Consider the following 18,557-nt stretch of genomic DNA (forward strand, 5'->3'; position numbering starts at 1 on the left):
ATCCCTTCCTCTAACACTTAGTGCTACAAATTATGCTCCAATTACATAATATTCAGAGTATTAAATAATGTACCTGTCCTATTTCCAAATACTTATTTATGTTTCTATAAAATATAATATAATAGGCATTTTTCTTTTTTATTTATAAATATGTTTCCTATTTTAAACCATAGCATATTATATAATGTAGATTTTTTTTAGGAGGTTTATATGGTAACTATAAGTTTATGTATGATTGTAAAAAATGAAGAAGATGTCTTAGGTAGGTGCCTTGAATGTGTTAAGGATATTGTTGACGAAATAATCATAGTAGATACTGGCTCATCCGATAAGACAAAAAAAATTGCTTTAGAATACACAGACAAAGTATTTTATTTTAAGTGGATTGACGATTTTTCTGCCGCTAGAAATTACTCTTATTCTAAAGCCAAAATGGATTTTATCCTTTGGTTAGATGCCGATGATGTCATTTTAGAAGAAGACATAAAAAAATTCAAACAACTTAAGCAAGACTTAACTCTAGATGTGGATCATGTAATGCTAATGTATAACGTAGGTTTTGATGCAAATGGAACAGTTACACTATCATATTTTAGAGAACGCTTATCAAAACGTACAAATAATTCTAAATGGTCGGAACCTGTTCATGAATGCCTAATAATGGGAGGCAATATTAAAAACCTAGATGCTTGTATAACACATAGAAAAGAACATGCAGCAGTGCAAGGTAGAAATATATCTATATATAAGAAATTATTATCAGAGGGAAAATCTTTGAGTCCAAGAGGCCTCTTTTATTATTCCAGGGAATTATTTCAAAATGGATTTATTGAAGAAGCAATAAAATACTTCAATGAATTTTTAGACTCAGGAAAAGGCTGGGTAGAAGATAATATAAGTTCTTGCTTTGATCTTTCTAAATGTTATAACATTGTAGGTGATAAAGAAAATATGCTTAAAATATTACTTAGAAGTTTTGAATATGATACTCCAAGGGCTGAAATATGCTGTAATATAGGAACTTATTATTTTGAATCCGGAGACTATAACAAGGCTATCGTCTGGTATAAGATTGCAGCAGAACTCGATAAACCAATTAATGGATGGGGCTTTATATCGCATGATTTTTGGGGTTATATACCCAATATACAGCTATCTGTTTGCTATGACAGAATAGGAAATAGAGATGAATCAATTAAATATAATGATAAAGCTGCACAGTTTAAGCCTAACTCTCCAGCTATAATTGCAAATAGGGATTATTATAAAAGAACTGCTGTATAAGTTATCATTTTATAAATACATTCTAAATATGGGGGCAAAATTTTATGGGAGAACCCGCAATAATTAGTAATAGCCCAGCATCAAAATTATTCTATAGTTTTGGTAACAATTCTATAATTCTAGAAGATTATAAAATAAGTAATTTTAGCTATACTTATATCGGTACTGGCACCTTTGTAAAAGATAATTGTTGGCTTAACATTTGCTCATATGAGAATAATAATTCACCTAAAATTGTTATAGAAGATGGATGTCAAATAGGAAGTCGTTTTACATTTTCTATTGCTAATAAAGGTACTATTGAAAAAAATGTTATAATTGCACCTAATGTTTATATATCAGACTGTAGTCACAATTATGAAAGTATCGGCATTCCAATTATGCATCAAGGAATAACTTCAATAACAAATGAAATAGTAATTGGAGAAGGTTCATGGATAGGTGTAAATGCCTCAATTGTTGGTGATGTCCATATTGGACGTGGCTCAGTAATTGCTGCGAACAGTTTTGTTACAAAAAACATTCCTGATTACAGCATTGTGGCTGGAAGTCCTGCTACAATAATTAAAATGTATGATACTATAACGAAGAAATGGATTAGAACTCGAAGTGATACTGACATAAAAAAAGTGTTAGAGGATAGAAAAAATAACCCGATAATAATATAATGCAATATATCAACTTATGTATACTATTAATAAAAATATTGATTGTTCCATTATAATAAAAAAAGCTTACCCTGTAATAATTACAGGTAAGCTTTATCTCATTTTATATTATTTGCAAAGAAGCTATCTATGCTTTTTATCATATATTCTAATTTTTCCTTTGTTATTCCTGGATATACCCCTAAGAAAAATGTTCTATAAAGAACGCCATCTGTGTATTTTAAATTTCCTGGTACTCTGTATTTTATATCCTTGTACCCTGGTTGTTTTAGAATATTTCCAGCAAATAGCATTCTAGTTTCTATAAGTTTTGATTCAAGATAAGTAACAAAATCTTTTTTACAAAACCTAGCAGTCTCTCTTATCGTAATTGGTATTGCAAACCAGGATGGATCAGCTTTAGGTAAAGATCTTGGCAATATAAACACATTCTCATATCTTTTAAAGCATTCATATAACCTATTAAAATTATTTTTTCTTGCCTTCGTAAACTCCGGAAGCTTTTTTAGTTGTTCAGTTCCCATTGCACATTGAATATCTAATGGTTTTAAGTTATAACCAATATTATTATAAACATATTTGTGATCATACCCATCTGGTAATCCATCAAACTTATAATCAAACCTATGTCCGCAGGCACCTTTACCACTAACTTCACCAGTTTGACAAAAACACGCCCTCCCCCAATCTCTTATAGAAAGCGCTGCTTTATATAACTCATTAGAATTTGTACATATTGCACCGCCCTCACCCATTGTAATATGATGAGCTGCATAAAAACTATTAGTTGAGAAATCTCCAAATGTCCCACAAAGTTTTCCATCATAACTTGAATCTAATGCATCACAAGTATCCTCCACTACATATAAGTTATGCCTTTTAGCTATATCCATTATCTTATCCATCTCAGCAGGATTACCTAACGTATGAGCAAAAATTATAGCCCTTGTTTTATCAGTTATAGCCTCTTCTATTTTACTAGCGTCAATATTATATGTGTCTTCTTCTATATCAACAAATACAGGTATTAACCCATTTTGAATTATTGGATTTAGTGTGGTAGGAAAAGCCATTGCAGTAGTTATTACTTCATCACCAAACTTCATTGGATTTTTGATTGTCTTAGAACAAAGTGCAGAAACTGCAATTAAATTAGCAGATGAACCTGAATTTGTTACTAAACAATACTTTACCCCAAGGTATCTTGAAAAGTTATCGCAAAACTCTATTCCCTTAACCCCAAGTGTTAACCAGAAATCTAATACTGAATCTACAACCGCAACCATTTCATTCTCATCATATACACGCCCTGCATAATTTACCTTTGTCTTCCCTGGTATGAAATCTTTCTTTTGTTCTCGAATCTTATATAGTTCCTTTACTTTGGAAAGTATCTCATTCCTTATTATCTTTTCATCTTTGATATTAATCGCCCCCTATTTGCACTTATACATATCAATTATCATATTTTCTTTAAGTTCCTTTCTATCTAAAAGAGGTTCTTGGTCTTCTATTGGTTTGCCTATACCCAATTTGGGAATTACATAAGTTATATTTTTAAGTTCTACCTCTATAACATAGCTTTCATTATCATTTAACTTTTCTTTTAATTCATCCATACCACTTTCATTACTTATTTTAAATGATTTTATACCATAAGCCTCACTAATTTTTACAAAATTCGGGACAGAATATCCCTCTATAGTTCCATAATAATTTGATTCAAAATACAGTTCTTGAAAATGTCTAATCATTCCTAATGCATTATTATTCATAATGATAATTTTTATAGGTATTTTTTCACAAACTATAGTTTGTAGCTCTTGAATATTCATTTGAATACCCCCATCGCCAGTTATAGCAACTATTTTATAATTGGGTCTTGCATACCATGCTCCTATAGCTGCCGGGAGTCCAAAACCCATTGGTCCCATTCCACCCGCATTTAATAATCTTTGATTCTTTTTCAGTTTCAAAGATTGAGAAGCCCAAATTTGATTTTGACCTATATCTAAAGATATTATAGAATTTGGATTTAGCATTTCACTTATTTTATTCATAAATTCATTAGGGTTTATAACATTTGTATCCTTATGAGTCTCATATGATGGATACCTTGCTTTGTAGTTGTTTATTTTATCTATCCAAGCTGTAAAATCAAATTTATAATTAAATTTTAATAAAGAATTATTCAATTCACTTATAAATAAATTCAGGTCACATATTATGCTTAAAAATTCCTTTACCTTGATATTAAGTTCATTCTTATCTATATCTACATGAACTATTTTAGCCTCTCTTGCAAAACTATCAGCTATGGAACTTGTCTGTCTTGAGGTTAACCTAGAACCTAGAACTATTAACAAATCACAATTCGCAACCGCTAAATTAGAATACCTATTTCCATATGATCCCATATAACCAACGTAACATGCGTGGTTGTGATTTATACAATCTATTCCCATTAAGGTGCAAGCTACAGGGATGCCCGTTATCTCAATAAGTTTTTCAATGTTTTTACTTGCATTTGCAAGTCTGATACCTCCACCTGCAAGTATCATAGGTCTTTCACTGTTTTTTATCAGCTCTATTAATTCATTAACATCTTTTAAGTAGACCTTATCATTTATTATTAGTCTATATTCCTCTGATTCATAAAAACTTATTAGTTCTTCTGGATCAATTTCTGCACGTTGTATATCCATTGGCAAATCTAATAAAACAGGTCCTGTTCTACCTGATCTTGATATATATAAAGCCTTCTCTAGATAAAATCTTATGTCTTTTGCATCAGTAACCATAACTGCGAACTTAGTTATAGGTTTTATTATACTTACTATATCAGTTTCTTGAAATCCTTCTTGTCTTATATCATTTGACCTCTTATATTCATAGGTATTAACTTGACCAGTTATATACAAACAGGGAATAGAATCAAAAAATGCACTTCCTATTCCTGTTATTAAATTTGTGGCACCTGGACCACTAGTGGCTGTGCATACTCCTATATTTCCACTAACTCTCGCATACCCCTCAGCCGCAAAGGCTGATGCTTGTTCATGATAATTAGATATATATTTAATCCCCTCTACTTTATATATCGAATCGACAAAATGAGTTATGGCTCCACCTTGATACCCAAAAACTGTTGTAACTCCATTATCCTTTAAAACCTCAACAATATAATCTGATAACTTCATAGTATTTACCACCTACCTATAAAATTGTAAATTATCTTTAAACCAATCTATTGTATTATTTAGTCCCACTTTTATTTCAACTTTAGGATCCCAGTTTAGTTTTTCATTAGCTTTTTTAATATCACTAACCCACATTTGTGGTTCATATTGCCTATCCAAATTATTTTCCCAATGAATACTTACATGCTTACCAGTTAAATTGATTATATTACTTACAATTTCATCAGTTGTATATTGTATTCCACTTCCTATATTAAATATTTCTCCATAAGAATTTACTTGCTTGCTTGAGTCTATATATGCATCAACAACATCATCTATAAATACGAAATCTCTCTTAGAATCTTTATTGGATAATTTAATTTCTTTTCCTAAAAGGCAAGCCATAATAACTGTAGGTATTAATCTAGTTTTAGCATCATAATATCCGTATGGTGAGAATAGTCTTAATGTAACTAAAGGTATATTATTAGTTTTTGCATAAGTACTGCATAAAATAGTACCAGCTGCCTTACTTGCTCCATACATATTATTAGGTGAAAGATTCATCCCCTCGCTCATTGGCTTAAACTTCTCACCATATTCAGAGGAGCTACTAGTATTAATAAACATTTCAATACCTTTCTTGGAAAATTCTCTAAATAAATTAAAGGTTCCAATAACATTTGTATTTATCACATCTTCTACTTTATTTTGATAATGATACCCACCATAAGTTGCTAGGTGATAAATCTTATCTACACTTATCTCACTCGCTAATTTAGATATTTTTTCACTATTGAGTAAATTCAAATTATGAATTTCTATATCCTTTAATGTGCCGCCCAGTCTCCACAAATTAGTAGCATCTCTTGTTATAATATGAATTTTACAGTTTTCTTTAAGTAGCCTTCGAGTTAAACAAGATCCTACAAACCCGCTAGCGCCTGTAATCAATACTCTCTTTTCCATATCAAATTACCTCTTAAATTGTTTTATTTACGTAACTTTTTATTTGACTAGCACATAGATCAAACACATCTTTATCATTATAATTTTTATACCAATCTACAGTAAGCTTTATTGCTTCATCTACATTTAATTTTGGGAACCATTTTAAATAAGTTTTTGACTTAGTACAATCCAATTTTAATATATTTGCTTCGTGAGGTTCATTTCCCATAAATACATCTTTGCATTTACCATGTCCCCACTCCTTTATTACTTTATCTACAATGTTCCCAACGGAAACTATAGAATCTGAGTTTGGTCCAAAATTCCAACCACTACAGTAACTAACACCATCTTCATACATCTTGGACGCAAGTAGTAAGTATCCACTTAAGGGCTCCAATACATGTTGCCAAGGTCTAATTGCCTTTGGATTTCTAATTTCAATATCCTTATTTTCTTTTAAAGCCCTTATACAATCAGGAATTATTCTATCCTTTGACCAGTCCCCACCGCCAATAACATTTCCTGCACGAACAGATGCTATAGCTTTGCCGTGAGTTCTATAATCTTTAGGATTTATAAATGAATTTCTATATGAATCTATAAGAATTTCGACGCATCCCTTACTAGAACTATAAGGATCATATCCACCCATTGGATCAACTTCTTTATATCCCCATATCTGCTCTATATTTTTATAGCACTTATCTGTAGTTACCATAATGGAAACTTTAACGGTCGCTGAATTTTTAATGCATTCAAGTACATTTAATGTGCCCATTACATTTGTCTCATAAGTCTCTTTTGGAATCTTATATGATTCTTTTACTAATGCCTGAGCTGCTAAATGAAAAACGATTTCTGGCTTATACATATTAAAAATATCTAAAAGCTTGTTATAATCTCTAATATCCCCTCTAACATCTATGACCTTACATTTTAATCCGCTAACAACAAAATTATCATCCATCGTATAGGGATCAAGTGAATATCCTATAACTGTTGCTCCTAATGCATTAAGCCAAATTGAAAGCCATGAGCCTTTAAAACCTGTATGTCCAGTAATTAAAACTCTTTTATCCTTGTAAAAGTTATTAAACAAATCTACTCCACTTCGCTCCATAAGTGCTCCCCCGTGTCCCATAGTTTATTTACCGTTTGAACATCTTTGATAGTATCTATAGCCACCCAAAAACCATTATGCTCATAAACCGCAAGTTGTTTATCTTTTGCAAGATTTTTAATAGGCTCTTGTTCAAAAAAGCAATCTTTACTCGGTAAATATTTAAACACTTCTTTATTAAATACCATAAATCCACCATTAACCCGATCCTTTAAAATAGGTTTTTCTTTAAAAGCCTTAATGATTCCGTCTTCAACCTCCATAACCCCAAAGGATGAAATAGGATTTACCCCTGTAAGTGTTCCTATTCTACCTTTTTTTCTATGAAATTCTAAAAGCTTTAAAATATTTACGTTGCTTAATCCATCTCCATAAGTAAACATAAATTCATCATCATCTATATATTTTTCTACTTGTTTTAATCTTCCACCAGTCAGTGTTTCATTACCTGTGTCAACAATAGTAATGTTCCATTTTTCCTCTTCCTTTGTATGATATTCTATTTCTCTATCACCACTTAAATGCAAAGTAAAATCATTATTTCTCCAGTACATGTCCATAAAATACTGCTTTATCATTTCTCCTTTGTACCCAACACATAAAATAAAATCATTAAATCCATAACTTGAATAACTTTTCATTATATGCCACAAAATTGGTTTACCGCCAATCTCAACTAAAGGCTTAGGCCGGTATTCTGTTTCTTCGCGCATACGTGTTCCTTTACCACCACAAAGTATTACTACTTTCATTTAATTTCACCACCATAATTAATTTAACAAATGCTCTTTCTATCTACACTATACTTTATGTGAATAACAAATAGAAAGTTCATAATAGTGAAGAAGTTTTTATACTATTTCAGCTTTTATACTTATTAATATAAATAGTGTGCCCTAAGATAAAGCATTAACTAAAATAATGTGTTGCACTAATTTGTACTAACTATAATATATTAATAAATATAGACTTTTTCAGGAGGCAAAATATGAAAGGTATTATTTTAGCAGGCGGATCTGGATCGCGACTTTACCCAATAACGAAATCAATATCAAAACAAATATTACCTATATATGATAAACCCATGATATATTACCCATTATCAGTATTGATGCTCACAGGTATAAAAGATATATTAATTATTTCAACGCCCAGAGATATCACTTGTTTTAAAGAGTTACTTGGTGATGGTAGTTTTATTGGAATTAATTTACAATATGCTGTTCAACAAAATCCTAGAGGACTTGCGGATGCATTTATAATAGGAGAACAATTTATAGGAAATGATAGGGTAGCTTTAATACTTGGAGATAATATATTTTATGGTTATAATTTTACGCAAAGGCTTAAAAGCGCTGCAAATAGAAAACAAGGAGCTACTATCTTTGGATACCATGTAAGTAATCCCAAAGATTTTGGAATAGTTGAGTTCGATGGAAATAATAATATAGTATCCATTGAAGAAAAACCTGAAGAACCCAAATCAAATTACGCTGTATGTGGTCTGTATTTTTATGATCATGATGTAATAGATATTGCTAAAAATGTTAAACCGTCAGCTAGAGGTGAAATAGAAATCACATCTGTGAATAATGAATATCTAAAAAGGAGAAAACTAAAAGTAGAGTTACTCGGTCGAGGCATGGCATGGCTTGATACAGGAACATATAGTGGACTTTTAGATGCTGCTAATTTTGTAGAAGCAATACAAACAAGGCAAGGATTATATGTAGCTTGTATAGAGGAAATAGCTTATTTAAATGGCTTTATAGATAGAAATCAACTCTTGAAAATATCTAAGCCCTTAATGAAAACACAATATGGAAAATATTTAATGGCGATAGCAAATGAAAAAACAAAACTCATTCCTAATATGTCACTATAGAAATTAATTATACATGGAGTATCTTAAATGACACTCCCTTTCTATTTGTAATACAAATACTTTAATAAGAGAGGCCTTCAAAATGTTATCGAAGGCCCCTTAAAGTAGCTTATTCTATTACATAATTAATTGCAGCAAATTAATTGTACCAAATTAATTCACCAACTCTCTGTGACACTAAATGATGCGTTGACAGTATTAGTACCCGAACCTGCTATTCTAACTACTGCTAACGTGACTATGGCATTATCAGGAAGGGCAAAGTTTAATAGTTCAGCAGTAGCTAACACTCTTGAATTTCCTCCTGTTCCTGAGATAATCCCTTGGAATATGACTTCTCCACCAGTAATTGTTGTAGAGGTTGTGTTTACTAAAAGAGCAGTTTCACTATCAGGAATTATGGTAGTAGCCGTTGGATAATTAACAAATGTGCCATTAACTGTACCTCCTAGCAGTACTTGGTAGCCTAAATCAGCAGAAGTTGCTATAAGGTTAATTTCTTCTAAATCAACTTCAACTGAGTTTGTTCTAGCTGAACCAGTTGGAAAAATCGTCTTTCTAGCAAATGATATAACAGGTGTCAAAGTAGTAGTTACATCACTAACGGTTCTTCGCTCCGAGGTTACTCTAAAGGTAGGTTCATATTTTCCTAAAATACTGTATTGTCTTCCTCCTACAAATAAATTAAAACTAGTACCTGTTCCAGCGTTGTTAATTTGTGCTCTTATGGGTTGATTTGGATCAGCAAAACTCGTTTGACCTATAGGTGAGAATCGATTAACCGTAATAACTTCTTGTGCTAAAGTAGTTGGGTCAGGTATTACTACCCTAAATTCGATGACGCCATACCCATACCAAGTAAACACAATTTGATATATATTTCCTTTAGAAAGTGTAAGTGTCACTCCACTTGGTCCTGTTCCATCTAATTTATCCACATTCCAGGCGGACTGATTAATTACAGTATCAACTCCTGCCCTCCTTATAGCAACAAAAATATTAGTGCTAGTTGCACCAAAAAAAACACCATTTTGATTATCAAATAACCCCCATCGAGCAATTTGATTTCCTGTTGGCAAAGTGGGTATACGAACACCAACTCCTACTTCTCCTGCATAACCAGGCTCATATCTTCCTCTCATTGCACTTTCTAAAATCGCAGAATCTGCTCCACTTGCCGTCGTATTAACACTATATTCTGTAGCCGTATTTGTAACTGTTCCAGCACCTGTTGTAATAATAACATCTCTTAAATCAGATACTCCATACACAGACGTTAATTCGACAATTGGAAATTTTGTTGCAACTTTTAACTCATTAAATTGCGAGCTGACTGTTGGACCAACACTTGATATAATAATATCAGACATTAAATTTCCTCCTTTTAAAATAGGGAGAAATTAATATTTCTATTTCTCCCTTTCTATCTTTATACTTATCTTTTTACCATTCCTCAGTAACTTGGAAAGTGGCTGAAACAGAATTACTTCCACCTGCCAAATTTAAAACGGCAAGTGTCACGAATTCAGTATCAGGCAGCTGGAAATCTAGTAAACTAGCTGATGCTAAAACACGATTGCTTCCATTAACGCCAGCCGCTAATCCTTGTATTAATACTTGACCACCTGTAATAGTAGTTAACGTACTGTTTACTTGCAGACCCGTCTCAGAAAGCGGAATATTAGTCGTTGCTGTCGGATAATCTGCAAATGCTCCATTGATTGTACCACCCAATATTATCTGATAAGAAATATCGGCAGAAGTCACAAGGTCAATTCCTTCTAGTTTCACACTGACAGAGTTCGTCCTTCCTGAACCAGCAGGGAAAAATGTTTTTCTCCTGAAAGAAATTATAGGAGTCAATGTTCCTGTAGCTGTAACCGTCCTTCTTTCAGATGTTATACGAAAAGTAGGGTTATAATTACCTATTATGCTATACTGTCTTCCACCAACGAATAAATTAAATGCGCTTGCTGTTCCATTATTAGAGATCTCTGCACGGAGAGGTAGGTTTGGATCGGTAAAACTCGTTTGCCCCGTTGGTGAAAATCTATTAACTGTAATAACTTCTTGAGCAAGAGTAGTTGGATCAGGTATTACCACCCTGAATTCGATAACACCATAACCATACCAAGTAAACACAATTTGAAATATATTTCCTTTAGAAAGTGTCAAAGTTGCTCCACTTGGTCCTGTACCATCTAGTTTATCCACATTCCATGATGACTGCGAGACAATAGTGTCAACGCCGGCTCTTCTAATGTCTATGAAAATACCATTCGCTACATTTTGACCGAAGAAAGCACCGTTTTGACCATCAAAGAGTCCCCATCTTGCCACTTGTGAGCCATTTGGAGCGGCTGGTAGACGTACACCTATTCCTACCTCGCCAGCATATCCAGATTCGTATCTTCCTCTTTCCGAACTTTCTAATGCTGCGCTATCTGCACCACTTGCTGTGGTAGTTAGTTGAAATTCTGTATTATTACTTCCTACTGTGCCTGTACCTGTTGTGGTAGTAATATCCCTTAGATTCGATAATCCATACACTGAAATTAATTCAATGATTGGCGTCCTTTGTGCTGTTCTTAATTCACTAAATTGCGAACTAACATCGGGGCCTACATTTGCTATTGTTGCTGCTGGATTGAACGTACCTGTAGCTCCTGTGATTCCAGTTTCTCCAGTTACACCCGTAGTTCCAGTTATACCTGTAATTCCAGTTTCACCTGTAGTTCCGGTTACTCCTGTAGCTCCCGTCCCACCCGTCAATCCAGTAATTCCAGTAGTTCCTGTTAAACCTGTAATTCCCGTTACTCCGGTTTCACCTGTAGCTCCGGTTAAACCAGTTACACCAGTGGTTCCAGTCAATCCTGTAACTCCTGTTTCTCCAGTGGCTCCAGTCAATCCTGTAATTCCAGTTAAACCAGTTACACCTGTAGTTCCAGTCAATCCTGTAGCTCCGGTTTCTCCTGTAGCTCCAGTTTCACCCATTAATCCAGTAATTCCAGTTTCTCCTGTGGCTCCTGTTATTCCAGTTAAACCTGTGACACCGGTGGTACCTGTTACACCTGTTTGGCCAGTTTCACCCGTTAATCCTGTAGTTCCAGTTTCTCCAGTTACCCCTGTGACACCAGTGGTACCAGTTACTCCTGCTACTCCTGTAACTCCTGTTTCACCTGTAGTTCCGGTTACTCCTGTAGCTCCCGTCTCACCCGTCAATCCAGTTACACCTGTTGCTCCAGTAGTTCCTGTTAAACCTGTAATTCCAGTTTCACCAGTAGTTCCCGTTGCTCCTGCTACTCCTGTAGCTCCCGTTTCACCCGTCAATCCAGTAACTCCAGTTAAACCTGTAACTCCGGTTTCTCCTGTAACACCTGTTATTCCTGTCACACCAGTAGTTCCAGTGACACCCGTAACTCCGGTTTCTCCTGTAGCTCCAGTTAAACCAGTTACTCCTGTAGTTCCAGTTTCTCCAGTTACACCCGTAGTTCCGGTTTCACCTGTAGCTCCGGTTAAACCAGTTACACCAGTGGTTCCCGTTATACCTGTAGTTCCGGTTACTCCTGTAGCTCCCGTTTCACCCGTGAATCCAGTAATTCCAGTTACTCCAGTTGTTCCAGTCAATCCTGTAATTCCAGTTTCTCCTGTAACACCTGTTATTCCTGTCAAACCAGTAGTTCCAGTGACACCCGTAACTCCAGTTTCTCCGGTTACACCTGTAGTTCCAGTCAATCCTGTAACTCCTGTTTCACCAGTAGTTCCTGTTTCACCAGTTGCTCCTGTCACGCCAGTAGTTCCAGTGACACCCGTAACTCCGATTTCTCCAGTTACACCAGTGGTTCCCGTTATACCTGTAGTTCCGGTTACTCCTGTAGCTCCCGTTTCACCCGTCAATCCAGTAATTCCAGTTTCTCCAGTTACACCCGTAGTTCCAGTTACTCCAGTTGTTCCAGTCAATCCTGTAATTCCAGTTTCTCCTGTAACACCTGTTATTCCTGTCAAACCAGTAGTTCCAGTGACACCCGTAACTCCGGTTTCTCCTGTAGCTCCAGTTAAACCAGTTACTCCGGTAATTCCAGTTTCTCCGGTTACACCTGTAGTTCCAGTCAATCCTGTAACTCCTGTTTCACCAGTAGTTCCCGTTACTCCAGTTACTCCTGCTACTCCTGTAGCTCCAGTTTCTCCAGTCAATCCAGTAATTCCGGTTTCTCCCGTCTCACCCGTCAATCCAGTTATACCTGTAGTTCCAGTAGTTCCTGTTGCGCCAGTAGTTCCTGTTAAACCTGTTACTCCTGTAGCTCCTGTGATTCCAGTTTCTCCAGTTACACCAGTGGTTCCAGTCAATCCTGTAATTCCAGTTAAACCAGTTACACCTGTAGTTCCAGTCACTCCAGTTATACCTGTGGCCCCAGTTTCGCCAGTTGTACCTGTAGTTCCAGTTATACCTGTGATTCCAGTTACTCCAGTTGTTCCAGTCAATCCTGTAATTCCAGTTTCTCCTGTAACACCTGTTATTCCTGTCAAACCAGTAGTTCCAGTGACACCCGTAACTCCAGTTTCTCCGGTTACACCTGTAGTTCCAGTCAATCCTGTAACTCCTGTTTCACCAGTAGTTCCTGTTTCACCAGTTGCTCCTGTCACGCCAGTAGTTCCAGTGACACCCGTAACTCCGATTTCTCCAGTTACACCAGTGGTTCCAGTTATTCCTGTAGTTCCGGTTACTCCTGTAGCTCCAGTTAAACCAGTTACTCCGGCAATTCCAGTTTCTCCAGTTACACCTGTAGTTCCCGTTACTCCTGCTACTCCTGTAGCTCCAGTTAAACCTGTAACTCCTGTTACACCAGTTTCTCCTGTTACACCAGTTTCTCCAGTTACACCAGTGGCTCCAGTTATACCAATAATTCCTATTGCTCCAGTTGTCCCAGTAGCTCCAGTGTTTCCTGTTGTTCCGCTTGTCCCTGTAACTCCAGTAGTTCCAGTTAATCCTGTTATACCTGTAGTTCCTGTTACTCCTGTAGTTCCAGTTATTCCAGTAACTCCAGTAACTCCAGTTTCTCCTGTTGCTCCGGTTAAACCAGTTACTCCTGTGGCTCCAGTTGATCCAGTCACACCAATGGTTCCTGTAACACCCGTAATTCCTGTTTCTCCAGTAGTTCCAGGTAAACCAGTTGTTCCGGTTAGTCCTACTATACCTGTAGTTCCTGTTTCTCCTGTGGCTCCAGTTACTCCGGTAATTCCTGTTTCACCTGTTACACCGGTGGTTCCAGTTATTCCTGTAATTCCAGTTTCTCCAGTTACACCCGTAGTTCCTGTAACACCAATAGCACCTGTTAATCCAGTAATTCCAGTTGTTCCAATTAAACCTGTAGCTCCAGTAATTCCTGTTAAACCAGTGGTTCCAGTCAATCCTGTAATTCCAGTTTCTCCGGTTACACCTGTAGTTCCTGCAACTCCAGTTACTCCGGTTACTCCTTTCGTTCCTGTGGCTCCCGTAACTCCCGTTGCTCCAGTTGAACCCGTTGTTCCTGTAGCACTAGTCGAACCTGTTGCTCCTGTTTCTTCTTGTATCTCACCTAATACTAAATTTGCTTTAATTGATACTAAAGTAGAACAAAATACACTACTAGAAGTAGTATTAATTAATCTTAATGCTACTGGAGCAGAATCAACTTGTATAATAGCGAAACCAACAACTTCGCCCGTTTTTATCGGCGAATTTCCTATTAAATTATCCCCTTGAGATGTTTGAATAGAAAAAGTTATATTATTTGCTCCTAAAGTTGACTGAGTTGCCACCCACCAGTTAATAAAGTATCTTCCTGCTTTGTTTATTACTATTTCACCAGTTACTGAGTTATAAACTATAGCTCCATAACTATTTACTAACGTGTCAAATATTACATTAGAATTTGCATTTACTGTTCCAGCTAATTGCCTTTGAATTTGAAGACCTATCGTGTCCAAATCGCATCTCTCCTTATTTGCAATAACTTATAATGCCATTGCTTATTTATACTATGCTGTTATACCATAATATGCGATTACATATTTATCCGACATTTAATTAAATAATCCCTTCTCTTAAATAAGACAGATAATATATGATTTTAACCTGTAGTATGAGGTCCTTATCCTAAAGAGAATTGAACATAATAATTAAGACATTGCTATTGACAATTAATATGAATGACAATACACACATTTTCAAACTAAACTTTATAGAAAAAACTGTTTCTAAAGGTGCTCACTCCCCTTAGAAACAGTCCTGATTTTAAACCTTAACTTTAAAATTATTATTTTCATCTTGATAATTATTGTAGATTACTTCTGCATGATCATTACTTTATAATTAAGAATAAATCGTCATAAGTCAGTAAAATTAAGTTATTCTTATACCTGCACTTCCATACCCAGATACAGTATTAACAAGTGATAATCCTGCAGCTGTTTCAGAGAATGCCATTAACAATCGAGTTTTGGAGGTTACTGGTATTGATAATCCAGTAATAACGCCATTACTAATTGCGCCTATTGCAATGATACCTGTAAGAGCTGGAGATAATGTTATTGCAGTTCCTGCCACTGGTAAAAAATGTTATTAGGTGTAGTTGAACTATATAACTGTGCGGTTACAGTTATTGTCGATCCTATAAGTGCTAACGAAGCTGAGGTACTGAAATAAGCAGCTATTGAAGTAATAGTACCATCACTAGGAACTGAAAATGCGAAATTAACAACTGCGCTTGCAGAACCTGTAAGATCTATAGATGATCCAAAGACAGCAGAACCCTGAGCCGAGCTTCCAAATCCAACGAAAGAAGGTAGTCCAGGCAATCCTCCTGCAATAGTAGTCACTGAAAAAGGACCCCCTGATGAAAATGGTATGATTCCACCAGTGCCGATAGAACCTCCTCCTGTTGCTCCTGTTACACCTGTAGTTCCAGTTACCCCAGTGCACCGATTAACCCAGTAGCCCCAGTTTCTCCGATAACTCCGGTTACACCTGTGGTTCCGGTTGTTCCAGTAGTTCCTGTATCTTCTTGTATTTCACCTAAGACTAAATTTGCTTTAATTGACACCAAAGTAGAGTAAATTACACTATTAGAAGTCGCATTTATCAACCTCAATATCACTGGAGCGGAATCGGCTTGTATAATAGCGAAACCAACTACTTCACCAGTTTTAGTAGGTGAATTTCCTATTAAGTCATCTCCTTGAGATGACTTAACTGAAAAAGTTATATTATTTGCTCCTAAAGATGTCTGAGTTGCCACCGACCAGTTTATAAAGTACCTTCCTGCTTTGTTTATTGTTATTTCGCCAGTTACTGAGTTATATACTATTGCTCCATAACTATTTACTACCGTATCAAATATTACATTAAAGTTTGTATTTACTGTTCCAGCTAATTGTCTTTGAATTTGAAGACCTATCGTGTCCAAATCTCATCTCTCCTTATTGACAATAACCTATAATGTTATTGCATATTTATGCTATACTTGTAGATTTTTATTTTATAATAATAGGTTGTTACCTCTGATAAAATGACTTCTTAAATTCCAATTATTTTCTGAAATTTAAATAATAACACTTATAGAATACTAAGAAATCCCATGGACGAATGTAGACTTATTAATCCATGGGACTACTATTAGAATGTTACATTAACAATCGTTAAATCTGCTTTAATTGGAGTTGTACCATAGGCTATTGTACCATCAGTTAAATTTACAAGCTGTAATGTTATTGGACTTACACCAACTGAAATTAACGCATTTCCACTCACTTGTCCTGTTTGTATAGGTGTTGACGCCTGAATATTATCACCCTGTGAAGTAGTAATTGCGAATGTGATTATTGTGTCTGCTCCACCACCTAAACCATCTGTTGATACCCACCAATTAATATAGAATACTCCTGTCTGTGATATTGTTATCTCTCCTAGAATATTGTTATAAGAAAGAAATGCAGATAAATCATTTATAGTTGTATCAAATATGACAGGTGCTCCAGAAGCAATTAATGTTGCTTCTACGTTTTGAACCTGAACTTCTAATCCTCTTAGCTGAGTTGTAAATCCAGCTGCACCCGTTGATCCCGTTGATCCTGTTGATCCTGTGGTTCCTAATCCCGCAGCACCTGTTGATCCTGTGGCTCCTGCTAATCCAGCAGCTCCTGTTGCTCCTGTTGTTCCATTTGCACCAGTATTCCCAGTTACTCCTCCTGGAGTCCCTGGTGCTCCTGTAATTCCTGTTGCTCCAGTTAGTCCAGTTGTTCCTGTTAATCCTGTTAATCCTGTTAATCCTGTTAATCCTGTTAATCCTGTTAATCCTGTTGCTCCTGTTGATCCAGTTGTTCCTGTTACTCCCGTTACTCCTGTTATTCCTGTTGATCCGGTATTTCCCGTTAATCCACCTGGAATTCCCTGTGCTCCTGTTACCCCAGTAGCTCCTGTTGATCCAGGATTGCCTATGGAACCTGTTGGTCCTGTTGGTCCTGTTGGTCCTGTTGGTCCTGTTACACACCCTTTACGGCAATGCCTGTGACATTCGTCACATTCATCACATTCATCACATTCATCCCACCAATTGCCCTTGTCACATTTAGAATTACAATGATGTTTGTCACACTTCTTTGAATTACAATCTCTACTAGAATGTTCATCAGAGTCACTCTCTTCACCAGCGTGCCAATAATAACTTTTTCTACCCTCAATATAATCTCTTTCATAATTTACGTCTTTATACATAATTTTACCTCCTTGCAGTAAACTTTTATATAAACTGCTACTATAGGTTATTCATATAAAAAAAGTCTGTTACATTTCATATCAATTTTAATTATGGTACATATATTATATTGTAAGAATTTTTTATATTATTAACTTGCATTATTATAAATATAATTAGGAGGATGAATAAATTATGAATTCATTATCAAAAAAATACAAAAATAACGATTGTACGTCTCTAACCAAAAACAACTTACCTTATGATTGTTGTATAAGCAAATTAATTTTAAAATCCGGAAAATCTGTGTCTACACTAGTACAACTCCCATTAGTACCAGGAACTCCTGGTACACCAGTTAAAGTTGCTAATGTTACCGTAGATACTTTGTGTTTAGACGACCCGGAAGTTAAACTTGATTTTACATTCACTATTACTAATCCATCAGGTGCTACAATTACAAACCTCACTTTCCAAACATTCAAGTTATGTAAAAATATCAAAGAAAAAGTGCCAGTCGGTAATGCCTGGGTTTATAATGATAATTTTATACCAGGAACAAATGCTGTATTTTCTTTCTTTGTATGTGATCATAACGCTTTTAAAAGTAAATGTTGTACCTATATTGTAGAAGCCACACCTTACAGCTAATAGTATATAAAATAACTTTTATATATTATTAAAAAACAAAAATACCAGTTGAATTCCAAATAGAATTCAACTGGTATTTTT

At 35.3% G+C, this 18,557-nt stretch carries 15 protein-coding genes; 4 read left to right on the plus strand and 11 right to left on the minus strand.

Annotated features, from left to right (window positions below; genetic code table 11):
- Window positions 1–210: 210 nt before the first annotated feature.
- The gene (locus KPL38_RS02155; protein WP_216286312.1) at window positions 211–1,284 is read left to right on the plus strand and encodes a tetratricopeptide repeat-containing glycosyltransferase family 2 protein; all 1,074 of its coding nucleotides are present in this window, start codon (window positions 211–213) and stop codon (window positions 1,282–1,284) included.
- Window positions 1,285–1,328: 44 nt separating this feature from the next.
- Window positions 1,329–1,952 (plus strand): acyltransferase, encoded by a 624-nt coding sequence (locus KPL38_RS02160; protein WP_216286314.1) that lies wholly within the window; start codon window positions 1,329–1,331, stop codon window positions 1,950–1,952.
- Between the two features lie 98 nt (window positions 1,953–2,050).
- Here the strand turns inward: KPL38_RS02160 and rfbH are convergent, their stop codons facing one another.
- From rfbH to rfbF, 5 genes are read right to left on the minus strand one after another with little or no spacing between them, the layout of a single operon-like run.
- A complete protein-coding gene (gene rfbH / locus KPL38_RS02165) occupies window positions 2,051–3,382 on the minus strand; it encodes a lipopolysaccharide biosynthesis protein RfbH (protein ID WP_216286399.1) in 1,332 nt (443 codons plus the stop codon).
- A gap of 6 nt (window positions 3,383–3,388) precedes the next feature.
- Window positions 3,389–5,152, minus strand: coding sequence for a thiamine pyrophosphate-binding protein (locus KPL38_RS02170; RefSeq protein ID WP_216286316.1), 1,764 nt, complete (start codon window positions 5,150–5,152; stop codon window positions 3,389–3,391).
- 12 nt (window positions 5,153–5,164) lie between these two features.
- Window positions 5,165–6,103: an NAD-dependent epimerase/dehydratase family protein gene (locus KPL38_RS02175; protein WP_216286318.1), complete on the minus strand. Its 939-nt coding sequence runs from the start codon at window positions 6,101–6,103 to the stop codon at window positions 5,165–5,167.
- Between the two features lie 13 nt (window positions 6,104–6,116).
- Complete coding sequence (rfbG, locus tag KPL38_RS02180; protein ID WP_216286320.1) at window positions 6,117–7,208, minus strand: CDP-glucose 4,6-dehydratase; 1,092 nt, start codon at window positions 7,206–7,208, stop codon at window positions 6,117–6,119.
- Window positions 7,190–7,960: a glucose-1-phosphate cytidylyltransferase gene (gene rfbF / locus KPL38_RS02185; protein ID WP_216286322.1), complete on the minus strand. Its 771-nt coding sequence runs from the start codon at window positions 7,958–7,960 to the stop codon at window positions 7,190–7,192. Before rfbF ends, rfbG begins: the two co-directional genes overlap by 19 nt.
- Before the next feature lie 236 nt (window positions 7,961–8,196).
- Here rfbF and rfbA point away from each other — a divergent pair, with 236 nt between their 5' ends.
- Window positions 8,197–9,093 (plus strand): glucose-1-phosphate thymidylyltransferase RfbA, encoded by an 897-nt coding sequence (rfbA, locus tag KPL38_RS02190; RefSeq protein WP_216286324.1) that lies wholly within the window; start codon window positions 8,197–8,199, stop codon window positions 9,091–9,093.
- Window positions 9,094–9,251: 158 nt separating this feature from the next.
- On the opposite strand, the gene KPL38_RS02195 is transcribed toward rfbA, so the two are convergent.
- The 6 genes from KPL38_RS02195 to KPL38_RS19930 all read right to left on the minus strand — a co-directional run bounded on the left by KPL38_RS02195 (window position 9,252) and on the right by KPL38_RS19930 (window position 17,845).
- Entirely contained in the window at window positions 9,252–10,463 is a 1,212-nt protein-coding gene (locus KPL38_RS02195) for a hypothetical protein (protein WP_216286325.1), read from the minus strand.
- A gap of 73 nt (window positions 10,464–10,536) precedes the next feature.
- Complete coding sequence (locus KPL38_RS02200) at window positions 10,537–15,060, minus strand: hypothetical protein (RefSeq protein WP_216286327.1); 4,524 nt, start codon at window positions 15,058–15,060, stop codon at window positions 10,537–10,539.
- A gap of 415 nt (window positions 15,061–15,475) precedes the next feature.
- Window positions 15,476–15,679 (minus strand): hypothetical protein, encoded by a 204-nt coding sequence (locus KPL38_RS20175; RefSeq protein WP_312884132.1) that lies wholly within the window; start codon window positions 15,677–15,679, stop codon window positions 15,476–15,478.
- The gene (locus KPL38_RS20180; RefSeq protein WP_312884133.1) at window positions 15,661–15,951 is read right to left on the minus strand and encodes a hypothetical protein; all 291 of its coding nucleotides are present in this window, start codon (window positions 15,949–15,951) and stop codon (window positions 15,661–15,663) included. The genes KPL38_RS20175 and KPL38_RS20180 overlap by 19 nt, the downstream gene beginning before the upstream one ends.
- 89 nt (window positions 15,952–16,040) lie before the next feature.
- Window positions 16,041–16,538, minus strand: coding sequence for a hypothetical protein (locus tag KPL38_RS20185; RefSeq protein ID WP_312884134.1), 498 nt, complete (start codon window positions 16,536–16,538; stop codon window positions 16,041–16,043).
- Window positions 16,539–16,747: 209 nt separating this feature from the next.
- Complete coding sequence (locus tag KPL38_RS19930; protein ID WP_216286328.1) at window positions 16,748–17,845, minus strand: hypothetical protein; 1,098 nt, start codon at window positions 17,843–17,845, stop codon at window positions 16,748–16,750.
- Window positions 17,846–18,020: 175 nt separating this feature from the next.
- Between KPL38_RS19930 and KPL38_RS02215 the strand changes: the two genes are divergently transcribed.
- Window positions 18,021–18,476 (plus strand): DUF4489 domain-containing protein, encoded by a 456-nt coding sequence (locus tag KPL38_RS02215; RefSeq protein WP_216286330.1) that lies wholly within the window; start codon window positions 18,021–18,023, stop codon window positions 18,474–18,476.
- Window positions 18,477–18,557: the final 81 nt, after the last annotated feature.

It is taken from the genome of Clostridium psychrophilum, from assembly GCF_018861705.1.
Taxonomy (GTDB): domain Bacteria; phylum Bacillota; class Clostridia; order Clostridiales; family Clostridiaceae; genus Clostridium_AD; species Clostridium_AD psychrophilum.